Below are 14,849 nucleotides of genomic sequence, written 5' to 3'. Positions count from 1 at the left end.
CTGTACCGTGTTAAACAAAATCAAAGATCGTCTCCCCGCCCTCCCGATGCCTGCTGGCCTTATGAACCCTAAACTGCTGGCGATTGCCGGCGGCGTGGTATTGGCGTTGGCGATTGTCGCCTCGTTGTGGAAAAGCAATCAGGGATATGTCGCGCTGTACGGCGCGCAGGAAAGTATTCCGGTTTCCCAAGTCGTGGAAGTGCTGGGGGCGGAAAATATCGCTTACCGTATCAACCCGGACAATGGACAGGTGCTGGTTACCGAAAACAAACTCTCGCAGGCGCGCATGGCGCTGGCGGCGAAAGGCATTACCGCCGCAGTGCCGGACGGCTACGAGCTGATGGACAAAGAAGAGATGTTGGGCAGTAGCCAGTTCATCCAGAACGTACGCTACAAGCGCAGCCTAGAAGGCGAACTGGCGAAAAGCATCATGGCGTTAAATCCGGTGGAAAGCGCCCGCGTGCATCTGGGGTTAAGCGAGGCCAGCTCTTTTGTCCTAACGAACAAGCCTAATAGCAGCGCCTCGGTAGTGCTGCAACTGCGTTATGGCAAACAGCTCGATGAGCAGCAGGTCGCGTCCATTATCCAACTGGTTTCTGGTTCTGTACCGGGGATGAACGCCAGCAGCGTTCGCGTGGTCGATCAGATGGGCAACCTGCTGTCCGATGGTGTGGCAGGTCCAGACGGTACTCTCGCGGGTAAACGTCTGGGGGAAGACGTGACGCAGCGTATCCGTGAAGATACCAACCAAAATATCTCCAGCCTACTGACCTCTTTGGTGGGTGCCGGTAACTATCGTATTAGCGTGGCCCCGACCGTTGATTTAAGCCGCGTGGAAGAGACTCAGGAACGCCTGGGCAACGATCCGCGCATCAGCGATGAACAGCTGAGCCAGGAAAATACCACCAACGAAATGGCGTTTGGCATCCCAGGCTCCCTGAGCAATCGCCCGGTAAATCAGGCGCCACAGGCTGCCGCCGCGCAAGCGGCAGGCCAACCTGCTGCCGCTGGGCCGGTGGACAATGCTGCTGCCAACGGCGCAACCAGCGACCCACGCGCGCTCACTAGCCGCAGCCAATCGCAGCGCAAGTATGCGTTTGACCGCGACATCCGCCATATCCGTCATCCGGGCTACAAGCTGGAAAAACTCAACGTCGCCGTGGCGCTTAACCAGACCGCGCCAGCGCTGGCAAATATGACTCCTGAGCAACTGGCCTCCATTACTCGTCTGGTCGAAAGCGCCGCTGGCATCGATAAGCAGCGTGGCGATGCGCTCACGCTGGACGTGCTGGCCTTTAGCGTGCCGGCGAATGATGGCGTGCTGCCGCCGCAGTGGTGGAAAGATCCGGATATGCAATATTGGGGACAAAACGGCGGTATTGGCCTGTTGGCCTTGCTAACGCTGCTGTTTGGCGTCCGTCCGCTGGCACAGCGCTTTGGCCGTCGTGAACGCGTGGTGAATGAAGCCGAGCCGCAAGAAAAAGATCTGCTGACCGCCGCCGCGACCGAGAAAGAAGAAGCGCTGTCCACGTTGCCGAGCATCGGCTTCAACACTAATGACGAGATGCTGCCACCGCAGAGTTCGGGTCTAGAAACCAAAGTGGAGTACCTCCAGGTTCTGGCCCAAAACGAAACCGAGCGTGTAGCAGAAGTTCTGAAACAATGGATTAACAGCAATGACCGAAGCAACCGCAAGCAGGACTCATAATTCAGCGGGCCGCAGTCGCCTGGAGCAGGCGGCTATTTTGCTGCTGAGCGTCGGTGACCAGGCTGCCGCACAGGTGATGCAGAAGCTCAATCGTGAAGAGGTGGTGCTGCTGAGCGAAACGATGGCGCGTTTACATGACGTCAAAGTTAACCAAGCGCGTCAGGCGATGAACAACTTCTTCTCCGACTACAGCGAGCAGAGCGGCATCAACGGCGCATCACGCTCCTATTTGCGCAGCATTTTGGAAAAAGCCCTCGGCGGTGAAATTGCCCGCAGCGTGATTAACGGCATTTATGGCGACGAGATCCGCTATCGCATGGCGCGCCTGCAGTGGGTAGATACCCCGCAGCTGGCGGCGCTTATCGATCAGGAGCATTTACAGCTACAGGCGGTCTTCCTCGCGTTCCTGCCGCCGGATATCGCCGCCAGCGTGCTGAGCGTGCTGCCGCGTGAACGTCAGGATGAAATCATCTATCGCGTAGCGCGTCTGGATGACATCAACCGCGATGTGATTGATGAACTGGACCGTCTGATCGATCGCGGTATCGCGGTGCTTTCCGAACACGGTTCTAAAGTTGTGGGCATCAAGCATGCCGCTAATATCGTCAACCGTATTCCGAGTAACCAGCAAGAGTTGCTGGATCAACTGCGTGAACGTGATGAAAGCGTGGTCGATGAGCTACAGGATGAAATGTACGAATTCTTTATCCTGAGCCGCCAGACGCCGGTGACGCTGCAGCGACTGATGGACGAAATCCCGATTGACGAATGGGCCATTGCGCTCAAAGGCACCGAGCCGGTGCTGCGTCAGGCGATTTTCGACGTGATGCCAAAGCGCCAAGTTACGTTGCTACAAAGCACCACGACACGTCTGGGACCGTTACCGGTCAGCCGTATCGAACAGGTACGCAAAGAGATCATGCAGACGTTGCGCCAACTGGTGGACGAAGGCGAGATTCAGGTGCAGCTGTTTGCCGAGCAGACGGTGGAATAAACCATGTTTAAGAAACGAAGCCTCCCGCTGGAGGCGCTGACCTCCCGCCGCCAGGGCGTCGTCAAACCACGCCCACATAAATTTCCTCCGTTACGTAATCGCTGGGCGGCAACTCATGAGCCAGCTGAAAACGAGGCGGTTGCAGCCGCTTCCCCGGTGGAGTACCAGCAGCAGTTGGAAGAAGGCTTTCGCGAAGGTGTAAACCAAGGCTTCGCGCAGGGCTTAGAAGAAGGCAAAGAGGAAGGCTATCAGGAGGGCGCGCGTCTCGGCTATGAAGAGGGGATGCGCAAAGGGCTTGCCGAAGGAAAACAGCAGGCGCGCCAGCAGTTCCTCAACGCCGCAGAGCCGTTTGAGCGTGTGACCGCCGATGTGCAGCGTTTTCTCGAAAGCTATGAGCAGCGTCGTCGTGAAGAGCTGATGCAACTGGTAGAGAAAGTGACGCGGCAGGTGATCCGCTGCGAGCTGTCGCTGCACCCAACGCAGCTGCTGGCTTTGGTTGAAGAAGCGCTGACCAGCTTGCCGCAGCCGCCGGAACAGATCCGCGTGTTGCTCAACAGCGAGGAGTTCCGCCGTATTAGCGAGGCTGATCCGGAAAAAACCCGTGAATGGGGCTTGTCCGCAGACCCGGCGTTGGCGCTGGGTGAATGCCGCGTGGTGACCGATACCACCGAGATGGACGTGGGCTGTCAGCATCGACTCGACCAGTGCGTCGCGGTGCTCAAAGAGACTCTGCTGCCGGAAGATGTCCATGAGTAATCTCGACTTCGAGCAGGCGTTACGCTCCATCGAACAGATTGATTTGGCGCGCGTCGCCGGTCGCCTGGTGCGAGTGAACGGCATTTTGCTGGAGTGCGTTGGCTGTCGGCTGGCAATTGGCCAGCTGTGCCACGTCGAAAGCATCGAACAAGAGATGATGGAAGCTCAGGTGGTGGGCTTTGACCGTGAAGTCACCTACCTGATGCCGTTTAAGCAGCCGTCCGGCCTGATTGCCGGCGCTCGCGTGTTTCCTGCGGGGAAAAGCGAAGGGGTGATGATTGGCGATCGTTGGCTGGGGCGCGTGGTTAACGGCCTTGGCGAACCGCTGGATGGTAAAGGCAAACTTGGCGGCGACACGTTGCTGCCACAGCAACTGCCGCAGGTACATCCGCTCAAACGCCAGCCGGTGGAAGCACCATTGGACGTGGGCGTCCGCGCGATTAACGGCTTGCTGACCATCGGCAAAGGCCAGCGTGTGGGTCTGATGGCGGGTAGCGGCGTGGGCAAAAGCGTACTGCTAGGCATGATAACCCGTTATACCCAAGCCGAAGTGGTGGTGGTGGGGCTGATTGGTGAGCGTGGGCGCGAGGTCAGGGAGTTCATTGAGAACTCACTGCAGGAAGCTGGTCTGGCGAAATCGGTGATTGTTGCCGCCCCGGCGGACGAATCGCCACTGATGCGCATTAAGGCCACCGAACTGTGCCACACCATCGCCAGCTACTACCGCGATAAAGGCAAAGACGTCCTGCTGCTGGTTGATTCCCTGACGCGTTACGCCATGGCGCAGCGAGAAATTGCCCTCTCTTTAGGCGAGCCACCGGCGACCAAAGGCTATCCGCCCTCGGCGTTCAGCATGATCCCTCGCCTCGTGGAAAGCGCGGGTAACAGCGAAGGCAGTGGATCGATGACGGCGATTTATACCGTGCTAGCGGAAGGCGATGATCAGCAAGATCCGATAGTGGACTGTGCGCGCGCGGTTCTCGATGGCCACATCGTGTTGTCACGCCACTTGGCAGAAGCCGGGCACTATCCGGCGATTGATATCGGCCAGTCAATTAGCCGCTGCATGAGCCAAGTTACGGCCCGCGAGCATCAGCTTGCCGCGCGAACCATAAAGCAGCTGTATGCCGAATACCAAAGTATTAAACCGCTGATCCCGCTGGGGGGTTATGTTGCCGGGGCCGATCCGCTGGCCGATAAAGCCGTGCGCCTTTCTCCAGCAATGACTCAGTTCTTACAACAGGAAGTTCAGGACGCGGCGTTGATTGATGCCACCATTAACGATCTGCGGACGTTAGCGCAAGCAGGGTAATGCACCATGAGCAAACTCATTTCGACACTTGAACAGCTTCACCTGATGCGCACCCGCGCAGTGGACGATCTCAGCCTGAAGCTGGCCTCGCAAAAGCAGGTCTGTCAGCGCTTTGAAAAGAACATTGATGCGCTGACTTCGCTGGCGTCTGGCCTGGCGACGCAGACCGCTGACAACGCGGTGATGATGATCAATCAGTCAAAATATAAGCAAAATATTCAACGCGTTATCAACTGGCAGAAGCAAGAGCAGGCTTTAGCCAGCTTGGAGGAAAAGAAGATTCAGGGCAATTTGCTGGCGGAAGCCAAGCGCGAGAAAAGCCTTGAACTGGTGCTGGACGTCAAACGCAGCGACCGCCGGATGGAGATAAACCGCCGGGAGCAAAAGATGACCGATTCTGTTTCTGCACAGTGCTGGCTGCGCCAACAGCTGTCCGCCGCCCGCCAACGATAGATGCTATGAAGACGACCCAAAAGAAAACGCCACCTTCGCTGATGTCAGCCCTGTTGCAACGCCAGAAGCGTGCGCAACCCTTGCCGACGCCGTTTGTCAGCGTGGTCTGCCCGACCTATAACCGCCGCGAGTTTCTCCCTTATCTGCTCTACATCTGGCAGTACCAAGACTACCCGGCGGATAAACGTGAGCTGATCATTGTTGACGATTCGCCAGCCAGCAACGCCGACATTATCGAGATGATGATCGACCCTGCCGCGGCGAACGTGCGCTACATCCATAGCCCACAACGGCTGGCGCTCGGGCAAAAGCGCAACATGCTAAACGACCTAGCGACCGGCGAATACATCATCTGTTTTGATGATGATGACTACTATGCGTCGAATAAAATTTCCCACCAGGTGGCTGAGATGCAGGTGAATAACGCCCTGTTTTCGGGGAGCGATCGGATTTATATCTGGTACAGCCATCTGGATAAAATCTACCTGACCCACCCGTTTGGTGAGCGCCATGCGCTAAACGGTACCTTTGCTTACCATCGCAATCTGTTGAAAAAACATCGCTATGACGATGAGGCCACGAAGGCGGAAGAAGAGGGATTCCTGAAGGGATTCACCACGCCGGTACAGCAGATTGACCCGAAACAGACCATTCTGTGCATTTCGCACAGCAGCAACACCTACGACAAGGATTTTATTCTCGACAGCTCCACGCCGGTGGATTTAACGCTGGAGGACTTTGTCAGCGATGCCAATCTGCTGGCGCACTATCGCCGCCTGAGCACCGCGCCGATGAGCGTCCAGGTGAACTGGTCGGTATTTGAGAAAATCGCCGTTATCTATGAGCCTCAACACGAGGCGACCTTGGCTGCACGCTGTGAGGCGCTGTTGGCGCTGGGCGTACAGGCCGGGCAAATCTGGCCGGTAGCGAGCGCGTCGGTCGACTCGGTGAGCACTCATCATCAGGTGGTTGCACAGGCTAAAGCGCAGGGCTGGAAGAACGTCTTGTTGCTGGATTCAGCGCTGTGCTTCGTCAAAAAAGAGAACGTGGTCAATAACATCAACAAGCTGCTAAACGGCCTAGACCAGGTGGGTTGGCAGATGCTGTTGTTAGGTGGGCGCTACGAAAACTTCACGCCAACCCAGGCGCTACAAGGGGTGGCGCGTATTCATGATGCAGGTTGTGCGTGCGCCTATGCGGTGAATGCCAACTATTACGACGTGTTGTTGGATGGCTATCGCCAGGCTATCGAACAGGCGGTCAGTCTTGACCGCTGTTGGACTGCACTGATGCATCAGCGCGCAGCGATGTGGCTGGGCTTCAGCCCGAGCTTCGCCTTCCTGCAAACGTATCTGAACCCGAAAAACGGCGAACACTTCGATTGTACGCACTGGTTTTTCCGAAAAATCGCTAACCGTGGGCCAGCGGCTGCCTAAAGAGAACCCTTATGGAACTGATTGAACATTACCAACCTGAATTCGTTTCACGTTTTGATGCACGCGAAACGCCATGCGCTTGCCCGGCGTGCCAGAGTGCCGAGCAGGCATGGCCGCGCATGAGCGTAAAGATGAAAAACCAGCAGCGTGAGAGCCTGGATATTGGTTGTGAAACAGCAGCCAAAGAGGTGCTGTTCAACCCTGAGGCGTTCATTTTGCACGTTAAGCAGGCCGCGCCGCAGAGCGAAGAGTTGCTGCCGATGTGGAGCGAGGTGCTGAATCAGCAGTGTATTAATCTGGCCGTGCATCCGGCGTTGTCTCTTGAAGTCAGCCTTTATGCTATCGGCATTCTGCTGAGCAAAGCGCAGCAGCATCTGGATAACGGGGAAACGGACCCCGCGTTGCTGATAGCCATGACCGAGCAGCTTGCCGCACTCGCTGAGCAAGGGGTTTTGGAGCAACAGTTCGCGATGCTGCCACCGATTGTTGAGAGTCGGATTGCCGCATTAAAAGAGATGGGGGCGATGCGCCTGAATCTGAATTTGCCGATGGTGGAGAAAATGGGGCTGGCGTTGAAATTGAGCGAACTGTCAATCATGCCGGCTGCCCGCCTAGCGGAGCGCTTACAGACGCTTGAATCAGTCTGGTCAGGCGTCACCCTGTTTAACGAACAGCCGCATACGCTGCGCAATATTTTGATTTATCAGCTGTATAGCGACGTTTTCCCAGGCGTGAATTGCCAAAACTACGGTGAAGCGCTGCTGGGTCTGGCGCGTCAGTTCTTCCAGCTAAAAATGCTGTGTGCGATTCGCGCCGAGCAAGGGGCGTTAACTGAGGATGACGTGGCGCTATTGGTGAGCGCGAAGCGCGGCTGGCAACAGCAAAATCCGTTTAGCGCTGAGGTGGTAAATACTTCGGATTACAGCCTACTGAGCGGACTGTCGCTGCTGTAATAGTTTTGCCGACATACGTTTTCTCCATCTTGAATATGATGGAATATCGCTTTGACCTTTGTCCAGTAGCCATTTCCCGATGCGTTTAATGCGAGACGCGTCGTGCCATGGCTACGCCTAATGAACAGATAAAAAGTATCAATAATCATCTATTAGCAAATAAAAATCTGGCCAAGTTTATGAGTTTACAAAGCGTTATTACGGCTGACATGCCGACCGAATCCATACTCGCCATCATTGATGAGAATGCGGAAAAGAAGGGGCCATTGACGCTTGAAGGCGCAGACCCGGATAAGTTTTCTATCATTTCAAGGTATTTGAATAATAAAGGGTATGTTTGTATTGGGGAATTAACGCACTCTCATCTTTTTGTCGCATTAGGTGCGGATAAACAACGCATTGTGGTTCATGCCACCAATGATAACTTCCATTTTATGCAGCCAGTAATGCAACTGATGCGTGAAAATGGGCATGTCGTCACCGAACTTTCAAACGTGAATCTCAACCAGGATGCGTTAATTAAGGCATTACGCCATTGTGATATTGCGTGGTTTGAATGGGGCGATTCAGCGATCATTGCCGCCAGCAAACTTCCTAAGTATTGCCGAATTGTTTGCCGAATCCATCGTTATGAACTTTACGGCAATACCGTTGTGCAGACAAATTGGGACAATGTTGATGAAGTTATTTTAGTCAGCCAGGCAATGAAGAAACGCTTTAAGTCGCTATTAGGGGAAAAACTTCCTCAGCATCTTAAATTAACCGTGCTCGCCAACCTGACGGATCATCAACCTGTTTCACGGGTATCCAAAAAACGTAATCCATTTTACATTGCCTGTGTAGCCCGTTTTGCACCGCAAAAGAACTTGGTGATGCTCCTGCCTATTTTGCAAGAGCTGGTAAAAGAGGATCTACGTTACAAGTTATTTATTGCTGGACGGGTTGAAGATCTATGTCTGTATGATAGTTTTAGTCAATTAATTGATATTTATGGCCTCAAGAAAAACGTTGTTATTTGTGGAGATATCGCACCATTAGAGATGGCTGCGTGGTATTCAGACAAGACATTCTTGCTATCGACAAGTTATAACGAATCTCAGGGAATGGGGATATTTGAGGCTATGCTCGCGGGATTAAAACCCGTTGCCTTCCATGCCCCAGGTGGGTTAAGTGAGTATTTACCCGCTGAATATCTATTCAAATCTATTGATGAAGCGGTCACTTATATAAGTGAAGGGAATAATAATCCAGATGCCTATGTGCATGAGGCGCAAACGCTGTTATGCCGGCAAGAATTGCCAGAAGAATATATTAAAATATGGCAGCCGTTAAAAACGCCATCACCACTTTTTTCTATTGTGATCCCCTGTTACAACAGAGAAAGATATATTCTTTCGGCGGTCAGTTCAGCGCTTAATCAGCGCGATCATCATTTTGAAGTTATCGTTGTTGATGATGGTTCGTCTGATACTAGTTTGGCGCTACTGGCGAGCATTAGCGATCCCCGATTACATATTGTCACTAAACCGCATACCAATGCTCCGGATACACGTAATCATTGTATTGCTGAAGCACGCGGAGAGTTTCTGGTATGGTTAGACAGCGATGATCTTCTTCATGAAAATGCGCTTTCTCACTATCGGGAAATTTTGCAGCGCTTCCCCAAAACAGATGTTATCTCTTGCGGAATGGAATCGCTTGATGGTGAGAAGAAATATTACTCTATTTATAATTACGCGCCAGCGAACTGGCTCTCTCAATTACCTCATGGTAATTTTATTGCTAATCCAGGAAGTTGTGTTCGTCGTTCACTTTATGACGATGTTGGTGGATATGATATTACCTATTTGCGCGCTCATGACTATGAGTTCTGGTCACGCGCGGTGGGCAATGCCAAAATAACATTTACCCCGTATTGTAATATATCTTATCGTTTGCACGACGACAATCTTACGGGCATGGGCAAACCAACCAATACAACCTATGAATATCGTATTTTTGAAAATATTCTGAAACGCTATCGCTTTGATAAATTATTCCCAGGGAAGACGCGCAAAGAAATAGATATATTTGTTCAAGAACGCAGAAAGTTGCTATATGCAGACACTGGGATTGATCGCTTGACGATTATTATTGATGCAATAAACTCACCGCTGGATGTTCTTCTTGAGCAGATCCAGGTCCTAGGCATCCAAGATGACAAAAAATTCAACACGCTGGTGGTGGCGAAAGAAGAACTCCCTCTCTCCAGTCTTCCTGTTTTTCTTGCCGACTCTCTTGATGGCAAACAGCTAAGATGCTATCTGGATAAATGTTTTCCAGGTATTTATCACCGTGCATTTATACTTCAACAAACCTCTTCAGCAAGCACAGCGCTGATTTCTGTTCTAAAACATGAAGTACTACACGATGCCGATATTTCGGCTCCTTTCCGCCACATTCAATTTTAAATAGTCGGAACGAATAATGACAAATGAATCATTAACCTTTGAACATTCTGCACAATATTGGGACGATCGCTATCGTTTACAAGGAAACTCTGGTGCAGGCTCGTATGGTTGCCTTGCTGATTTTAAAGCAGAAACCATAAATAATTTTGTTGCTGCGAATAATGTCCAATCGGTAATCGAATTCGGCTGCGGGGACGGTAATCAACTGTCGCTCTCAAAATATCCGCGGTACACTGGCTTTGATGTTTCTGAACACGCATTACAACGTTGTATAGAGATGTTCTCTAGCGATATAACGAAAGACTTTCACTCTGTGCGTCAATGGGATGGTCAACAGGCTGAATTAGCGATTTCGCTCGATGTTCTTTATCACCTTATTGAAGAAAGTGTTTTTGATAAATACATGGAAACATTGTTTGACGCTGCAAAGCGATTCGTCATTATTTATAGCTCTAATGATGAGGCATTGAATGAGTTGCTTAGTGGGCATGTTAAGCATGTCCGCCACCGGAAATTTACCGATTGGATTGTCAGTAACGTGTCCGATAATTGGGATTTTCACGATCTTATTCCTAACAAATATCCTTTTGATATTCATAATCAAAGTCATACATCGTTTGCCGATTTTTATATTTTTCGGCGGGTAATAGAGTAAACGGATTAGGCACTGAATAAATATCGGAAACTCCGGATTATGAAAATTATTCAATCATCATTGGTGCTGTGTAATTGCGCTAAAAAAAGGAGCGAGAATCTTGATTACTGATAATCAAAAGTTAATCAATAATATAGTTGAGCAATATATGGCAATGGCTCAGCAACAGAAGTCGCAATATGAGCAAACAATTCCAAAAATGAAATTAGAACAAAAAAATATCGCGAATTGTCAAATCTTGCTCGATCGGAAAGCGTTACTTGGTAATTTACCTAAAGATGCAATTGTTGCAGAAATAGGGGTTGATAAGGGTGATTTTAGCGAACAGATACTCAATGTTTGTACACCAAGCAAGCTCTATTTAGTTGATGCATGGCACTCTGAACGCTACCATGATGGCCTTTTTAATCAGGTTGTCGATAGGTTTCACCAGGAAATTGATTGTGACAAGCTTGAAATTAAAAGGGGACTCTCTATTGATATGGCAGGTGAATTTGCCGATCGGTCATTAGACTGGATATATATCGACACCGATCATTCCTATGAGACAACGATTCGTGAACTTTGCCTTTATGCACCAAAGCTAAAAGCTGGTGGGATTATTACTGGCCACGATTATAATATGGGGAATTTTATAAAATGGTATCGCTATGGTGTTATTGAGGCTGTCCATCAGTTCTGCGCGACCTTTGATTGGGAGTTGATTTTTATCACCGCGGAAACGATTGAAAACAGAAGTTTTGCGATCAGGAAAATAATGTAAAAGTTTATGGCCCTTATTTAATGAAATTGATGTGATAGCCCAGTCTATGAAAAATGTTTTCATACGAGAGAGCTGGGCATCAGCTATGATAAATCATAAAAATATATATTTTTATAAAAGAATCAACAAGATGAATCCATATCCGGCATTGGGTTGCCGGATAGAGAGACTACCCCTGCTGATACAGCCAATTCTCCGGCTCACTGCTGTTAAGCACATTGCTCAAAATATCCTGCTGCATGCTGAGCAGCGCGCCATTATATTCATTGGCGGTTTGGCAATTTGCGGCCTGCTGCTGGAGTCCTTGCCACAGGGCGGAAATAGAAGGTCGATGGGCGTCTGGCAGGCGGGCGATAAGCGTTTTCATGCCTTCAGTATCGGCGTCGATACCCAACTGACTGAGAATTTGGTAGCGCTGCTGGCTGCTTTGGGACAACTGCTGATACAGTGCCATTAGCTGCACGTTGAGGGCGTCCAGCGCCGCCGCATCGCGGGCGACAATGTGATGGCGCTGTTTTTCGAGTAGCGTAGCCAGGGTATGGTAGTGCTTACGATCTTCAGCCATATCCTGAATTAGGGTTTTAACGCGCTGTGCGGCGTTAGTCATATATTACCTCTGAAAATACTTCTGCATCGCGTCAGTTAGCGAATCTATGTTTACGGCGATTTTGCCACTGGCGATCGCGTCTTTCATTTCGGCCACGCGTGCCATATCGACTTCTGGCAACATGCTTAGCTGGGTCTGCGCATTGCCCAGAACCGGATCGATGGCGGCGCTGCGCGTCACGCTGGTACCTTCCTGTGCCACGGTGCGGGTTTGCTCCGCGCTGCTGGCTTTATTAATCGCGGTAGTCAGGTTGTACTGTGTTGCTGCTACTTTCATCGCTTCGCCCTCGTTCTCATATTTTGTTGTGGTGGCGTATGAACCGTGCCATGCGGAAGACCGACTTCCTATGCTCTTGTCAGTAAAGAGCGGCCAGAGATACGGGCAACTTAAACGGTGATGAAAGATTTTTACTGACCACTGGCATACACCATTTTCACCACGCCGGTATCGGCGACGATAGCGCTCACAATGCGTCCGCTGCTCTCATTCTTCACTTTAATTATCTCGCCTTTACGGCCCTTCTTCATGGCTTCACCCATCGTGCGCGCTTCGACGCCGTTTTGTTCAGCAATCATCAGTACCCGCTGCCCGCGGTCGACCAGCGTTGGGGAGTCGAGCTGGTTGGTCATAATCGGCTGCCTGTCGCGGATGCGGCGTTTTACCGTCATGCCAATCACTTCGTCTGGTTGGGTGATGTAGTCGCCCCGGATGCTGCTGATATTGATTTTTTTGACCGTGACGCTGTTGGCGGAAATCACCTGCCCGCGTTCGAGCGTGTTGCTGGCGACGATGACCGGCAAATAGATATCCGGTTTGACGGTCACGGAAATATCCCAGCCGTTTGTCGCTTCGCAGCGCACATCAAAGCGCAGCCGGTTGACATCAAGACGGTCGCCGCCGGGGATCGTCACGGCAAGCTCCCGCTGGCAGGGGGCATATTGCGACGCTTCGGAAGGAATAAATAAGTTCATCTTCGCTTGGTAGTCAGGCCACTGACGGCGCTTGGCTTCCTGGCGGATGATGTCTGCCGCGTGAAGCTGAACCGCAACATAGATTTGTTTACGTGCGCTGGCGGGATTGATGGCATTGGCGGATGCCGGTGGTGTTGCGCATAACACGAGCAGGAAAAGGCCGATAAAAAAGCGGAAATACCGTTTCACCCTGACGCGAATAAAAGACACAAAATTGTTATTAATCATGTAATTAAAACCTTGGCATGAATGTTGCTATAAGAAATCGCAGATCATGCAGGTTTAGCATCACGAGGGTGTGAATTGTGAGTATTACTTTTGACAAAGCATTGGGCGTTCATCCACAGGCTGTAGCACTTCGACTTTCCCGAGCAGAGTTGCTTTCAGCGAACTTGGCGAACGTAGATACCCCCAACTTCCAGGCTAAAGATATTGATTTTGCCTCCGAGATGCAACGTTCACGTTCGAGTTTTTCAATGGGAGCGATGCCATCGGCACCGGAAGAAATGTATCGCGTGCCTTACCAACCTTCCTCGGACGGCAACACCGTTTCGTTGAACGTTGAACAGGCCGAGTTTGCGAAAAACACCCAGGACTATCAGATGAGCCTGGCATTTTTAAACATGAAATTCACTGGTCTGAAGCAGGCCATTGAAGGCAAGTAATCGACGTAGGTAACCACGGAATATGGCTTTTTCAGATATCTACCGCGTTTCAGGGTCGGCGATGACGGCGCAAACCGTTCGTCTTAACACCATCGCCAGCAACCTCGCTAACGCGGAAACCGCTTCCGCGACTGAAACCGGCACCTATAAAGCCCGTCGCCCGGTATTCGCAGCGGTTTATAAAAACGATGAGTTGATGAATGACCGTGCCCTGACCGGCGCACGCGTTCAGGTCATGGATGTCGTCGAAACCGGTGAAGCGGTGCAGCGCTATGAACCCAACAACCCGATGGCGGGCGATGATGGCTACGTCTACTACCCGGATGTGAATGTGGTGGAAGAGATGGCCGACATGATGTCGGCATCACGTGGTTTTGAAACCAACGTGGAAGTCCTCAACAGCGTTAAAAGCATGCAGCAGAGCCTGCTGCGACTTGGAGAAGCATAAGCATGAACGTAGACAATTCGTATAACGACAGCCGTAACGGTAGCTCAGTTAGCGGCATCGCGAGCAACAGTACGGCTTCAGGTATGAACACAATGTTTATGCAGCTGTTGGTGGCGCAGATCCAAAACCAAGATCCGCTGAACCCTACCGACGGTACGGAATACGTGAGCCAGTTGGCGCAGCTGACTCAGGTGCAGTCGATGGAAACCATGTCGCAGCTGATGGCAAATAGCTCCGTGCTGATGGACAACCTGCAAACGCTGACCACCGGCAATCTGGTGGGGCAGCACGTCATGGTGCAAACCGACACCATTAACAGCGATGGGGAAACCTCGCTGGATGGTCGCGTGACGTTGGATCACGCCGCTAACGTGGTGACGGTCATCGTGAAAGATTCTGCGGGCGTTGAGCACAAGATTGAGCTGGGCAAGCAGGAAGCGGGACAGGTTGACTTCACTATCGACCCGGAAGAAATGGGCCTTAGCGAAGGTAAATATACCCTGAGCGTCGTCACCGATACCGGCGAAGAGAACGTGCCGATTGAAATCGGCGGCGTGGTCAACAACGTGCGTATTCCGTTGGATGGCAGCTCCACCGTGTTGAACATCAGCGGCCTTGGCGAAATTGCCTACAACAACATTACCCAGTTTGGCTCTGGCTCGAAAAATAAAGCTTGAA

At 51.4% G+C, this 14,849-nt stretch carries 16 protein-coding genes; 13 read left to right on the top strand and 3 right to left on the bottom strand.

From position 1 onward, the window contains the following. The first annotated feature begins 7 nt into the window (after window positions 1-7). From fliF to AB4K05_RS13375, 10 genes are all read left to right on the top strand, one after another. Window positions 8-1,708: a flagellar basal-body MS-ring/collar protein FliF gene (gene fliF / locus AB4K05_RS13420; protein WP_368480455.1), complete on the top strand. Its 1,701-nt coding sequence runs from the start codon at window positions 8-10 to the stop codon at window positions 1,706-1,708. Further along, a complete protein-coding gene (locus AB4K05_RS13415; RefSeq protein ID WP_368480454.1) occupies window positions 1,677-2,702 on the top strand; it encodes a flagellar motor switch protein FliG in 1,026 nt (341 codons plus the stop codon). Before fliF ends, AB4K05_RS13415 begins: the two co-directional genes overlap by 32 nt. Window positions 2,703-2,705: 3 nt before the next feature. Further along, entirely contained in the window at window positions 2,706-3,458 is a 753-nt protein-coding gene (gene fliH, locus AB4K05_RS13410; RefSeq protein WP_368480453.1) for a flagellar assembly protein FliH, read from the top strand. Beyond that, a complete protein-coding gene (gene fliI / locus AB4K05_RS13405; protein WP_368480452.1) occupies window positions 3,451-4,770 on the top strand; it encodes a flagellar protein export ATPase FliI in 1,320 nt (439 codons plus the stop codon). The genes fliH and fliI overlap by 8 nt, the downstream gene beginning before the upstream one ends. Before the next feature lie 6 nt (window positions 4,771-4,776). Then, on the top strand, window positions 4,777-5,223 hold the full coding sequence (gene fliJ, locus AB4K05_RS13400) for a flagellar export protein FliJ (protein WP_368480451.1): 447 nt from the start codon (window positions 4,777-4,779) through the stop codon (window positions 5,221-5,223). A gap of 5 nt (window positions 5,224-5,228) precedes the next feature. Continuing rightward, window positions 5,229-6,659 (top strand): glycosyltransferase family 2 protein, encoded by a 1,431-nt coding sequence (locus AB4K05_RS13395; RefSeq protein ID WP_368480450.1) that lies wholly within the window; start codon window positions 5,229-5,231, stop codon window positions 6,657-6,659. Window positions 6,660-6,670: 11 nt separating this feature from the next. After that, window positions 6,671-7,612, top strand: coding sequence for a hypothetical protein (locus AB4K05_RS13390; protein WP_368480449.1), 942 nt, complete (start codon window positions 6,671-6,673; stop codon window positions 7,610-7,612). 107 nt (window positions 7,613-7,719) lie between these two features. Beyond that, the gene (locus AB4K05_RS13385; protein WP_368480448.1) at window positions 7,720-10,062 is read left to right on the top strand and encodes a glycosyltransferase; all 2,343 of its coding nucleotides are present in this window, start codon (window positions 7,720-7,722) and stop codon (window positions 10,060-10,062) included. A 16-nt stretch (window positions 10,063-10,078) separates the two neighbouring features. Next, window positions 10,079-10,717 carry a hypothetical protein gene (locus AB4K05_RS13380; protein ID WP_368480447.1) on the top strand — a complete coding sequence of 213 codons (639 nt, stop codon included), beginning with the start codon at window positions 10,079-10,081 and terminating at the stop codon, window positions 10,715-10,717. 100 nt (window positions 10,718-10,817) lie between these two features. Then, entirely contained in the window at window positions 10,818-11,480 is a 663-nt protein-coding gene (locus AB4K05_RS13375; RefSeq protein ID WP_368480446.1) for a class I SAM-dependent methyltransferase, read from the top strand. Between the two features lie 169 nt (window positions 11,481-11,649). Here AB4K05_RS13375 and flgN read toward each other — a convergent pair whose 3' ends face one another. The 3 genes from flgN to flgA all read right to left on the bottom strand — a co-directional run bounded on the left by flgN (window position 11,650) and on the right by flgA (window position 13,286). Further along, window positions 11,650-12,087, bottom strand: a complete 438-nt coding sequence (flgN, locus tag AB4K05_RS13370) for a flagellar export chaperone FlgN (RefSeq protein WP_368480445.1) — start codon at window positions 12,085-12,087, stop codon at window positions 11,650-11,652. A 3-nt stretch (window positions 12,088-12,090) separates the two neighbouring features. Then, window positions 12,091-12,363, bottom strand: a complete 273-nt coding sequence (gene flgM / locus AB4K05_RS13365) for a flagellar biosynthesis anti-sigma factor FlgM (RefSeq protein WP_368480444.1) — start codon at window positions 12,361-12,363, stop codon at window positions 12,091-12,093. 131 nt (window positions 12,364-12,494) lie between these two features. Next, window positions 12,495-13,286 carry a flagellar basal body P-ring formation chaperone FlgA gene (gene flgA, locus AB4K05_RS13360; protein ID WP_368480443.1) on the bottom strand — a complete coding sequence of 264 codons (792 nt, stop codon included), beginning with the start codon at window positions 13,284-13,286 and terminating at the stop codon, window positions 12,495-12,497. A 77-nt stretch (window positions 13,287-13,363) separates the two neighbouring features. Here flgA and flgB point away from each other — a divergent pair, with 77 nt between their 5' ends. Genes flgB through flgD form a run of 3 tightly spaced genes read left to right on the top strand, consistent with a single transcriptional unit; the run spans window position 13,364 to window position 14,848 of the window. Then, window positions 13,364-13,723 carry a flagellar basal body rod protein FlgB gene (flgB, locus tag AB4K05_RS13355; protein ID WP_052285047.1) on the top strand — a complete coding sequence of 120 codons (360 nt, stop codon included), beginning with the start codon at window positions 13,364-13,366 and terminating at the stop codon, window positions 13,721-13,723. 22 nt (window positions 13,724-13,745) lie between these two features. Further along, the gene (gene flgC, locus AB4K05_RS13350) at window positions 13,746-14,171 is read left to right on the top strand and encodes a flagellar basal body rod protein FlgC (protein ID WP_368480442.1); all 426 of its coding nucleotides are present in this window, start codon (window positions 13,746-13,748) and stop codon (window positions 14,169-14,171) included. Between the two features lie 2 nt (window positions 14,172-14,173). Further along, the gene (gene flgD / locus AB4K05_RS13345) at window positions 14,174-14,848 is read left to right on the top strand and encodes a flagellar hook assembly protein FlgD (RefSeq protein WP_368480441.1); all 675 of its coding nucleotides are present in this window, start codon (window positions 14,174-14,176) and stop codon (window positions 14,846-14,848) included. The last annotated feature ends 1 nt before the right edge of the window (window position 14,849 follow it).

Origin of the sequence: Kluyvera sp. STS39-E (genome assembly GCF_040932435.1) — a bacterium.
Classification (GTDB): Bacteria; Pseudomonadota; Gammaproteobacteria; order Enterobacterales; family Enterobacteriaceae; genus Kluyvera.
Note: the sequence above shows the minus strand (reverse complement) of the source record. Positions and strands in the feature narration are given on the sequence as shown.

Excerpts from the sequence above, each read along its gene's own strand:
- AB4K05_RS13415 (WP_368480454.1), top strand. The coding sequence starts at position 1,677 with ATGACCGAAGCAACCGCAAGCAGGACTCATAATTCAGCGGGCCGCAGT.
- fliH (WP_368480453.1), top strand. The coding sequence starts at position 2,706 with ATGTTTAAGAAACGAAGCCTCCCGCTGGAGGCGCTGACCTCCCGCCGC.
- fliI (WP_368480452.1), top strand. The coding sequence starts at position 3,451 with ATGAGTAATCTCGACTTCGAGCAGGCGTTACGCTCCATCGAACAGATT.
- fliJ (WP_368480451.1), top strand. The coding sequence starts at position 4,777 with ATGAGCAAACTCATTTCGACACTTGAACAGCTTCACCTGATGCGCACC.
- AB4K05_RS13395 (WP_368480450.1), top strand. The coding sequence starts at position 5,229 with ATGAAGACGACCCAAAAGAAAACGCCACCTTCGCTGATGTCAGCCCTG.
- AB4K05_RS13390 (WP_368480449.1), top strand. The coding sequence starts at position 6,671 with ATGGAACTGATTGAACATTACCAACCTGAATTCGTTTCACGTTTTGAT.
- AB4K05_RS13385 (WP_368480448.1), top strand. The coding sequence starts at position 7,720 with ATGGCTACGCCTAATGAACAGATAAAAAGTATCAATAATCATCTATTA.
- AB4K05_RS13380 (WP_368480447.1), top strand. The coding sequence starts at position 10,079 with ATGACAAATGAATCATTAACCTTTGAACATTCTGCACAATATTGGGAC.
- flgN (WP_368480445.1), bottom strand. The coding sequence starts at position 12,087 with ATGACTAACGCCGCACAGCGCGTTAAAACCCTAATTCAGGATATGGCT.
- flgM (WP_368480444.1), bottom strand. The coding sequence starts at position 12,363 with ATGAAAGTAGCAGCAACACAGTACAACCTGACTACCGCGATTAATAAA.
- flgA (WP_368480443.1), bottom strand. The coding sequence starts at position 13,286 with ATGATTAATAACAATTTTGTGTCTTTTATTCGCGTCAGGGTGAAACGG.
- flgC (WP_368480442.1), top strand. The coding sequence starts at position 13,746 with ATGGCTTTTTCAGATATCTACCGCGTTTCAGGGTCGGCGATGACGGCG.
- flgD (WP_368480441.1), top strand. The coding sequence starts at position 14,174 with ATGAACGTAGACAATTCGTATAACGACAGCCGTAACGGTAGCTCAGTT.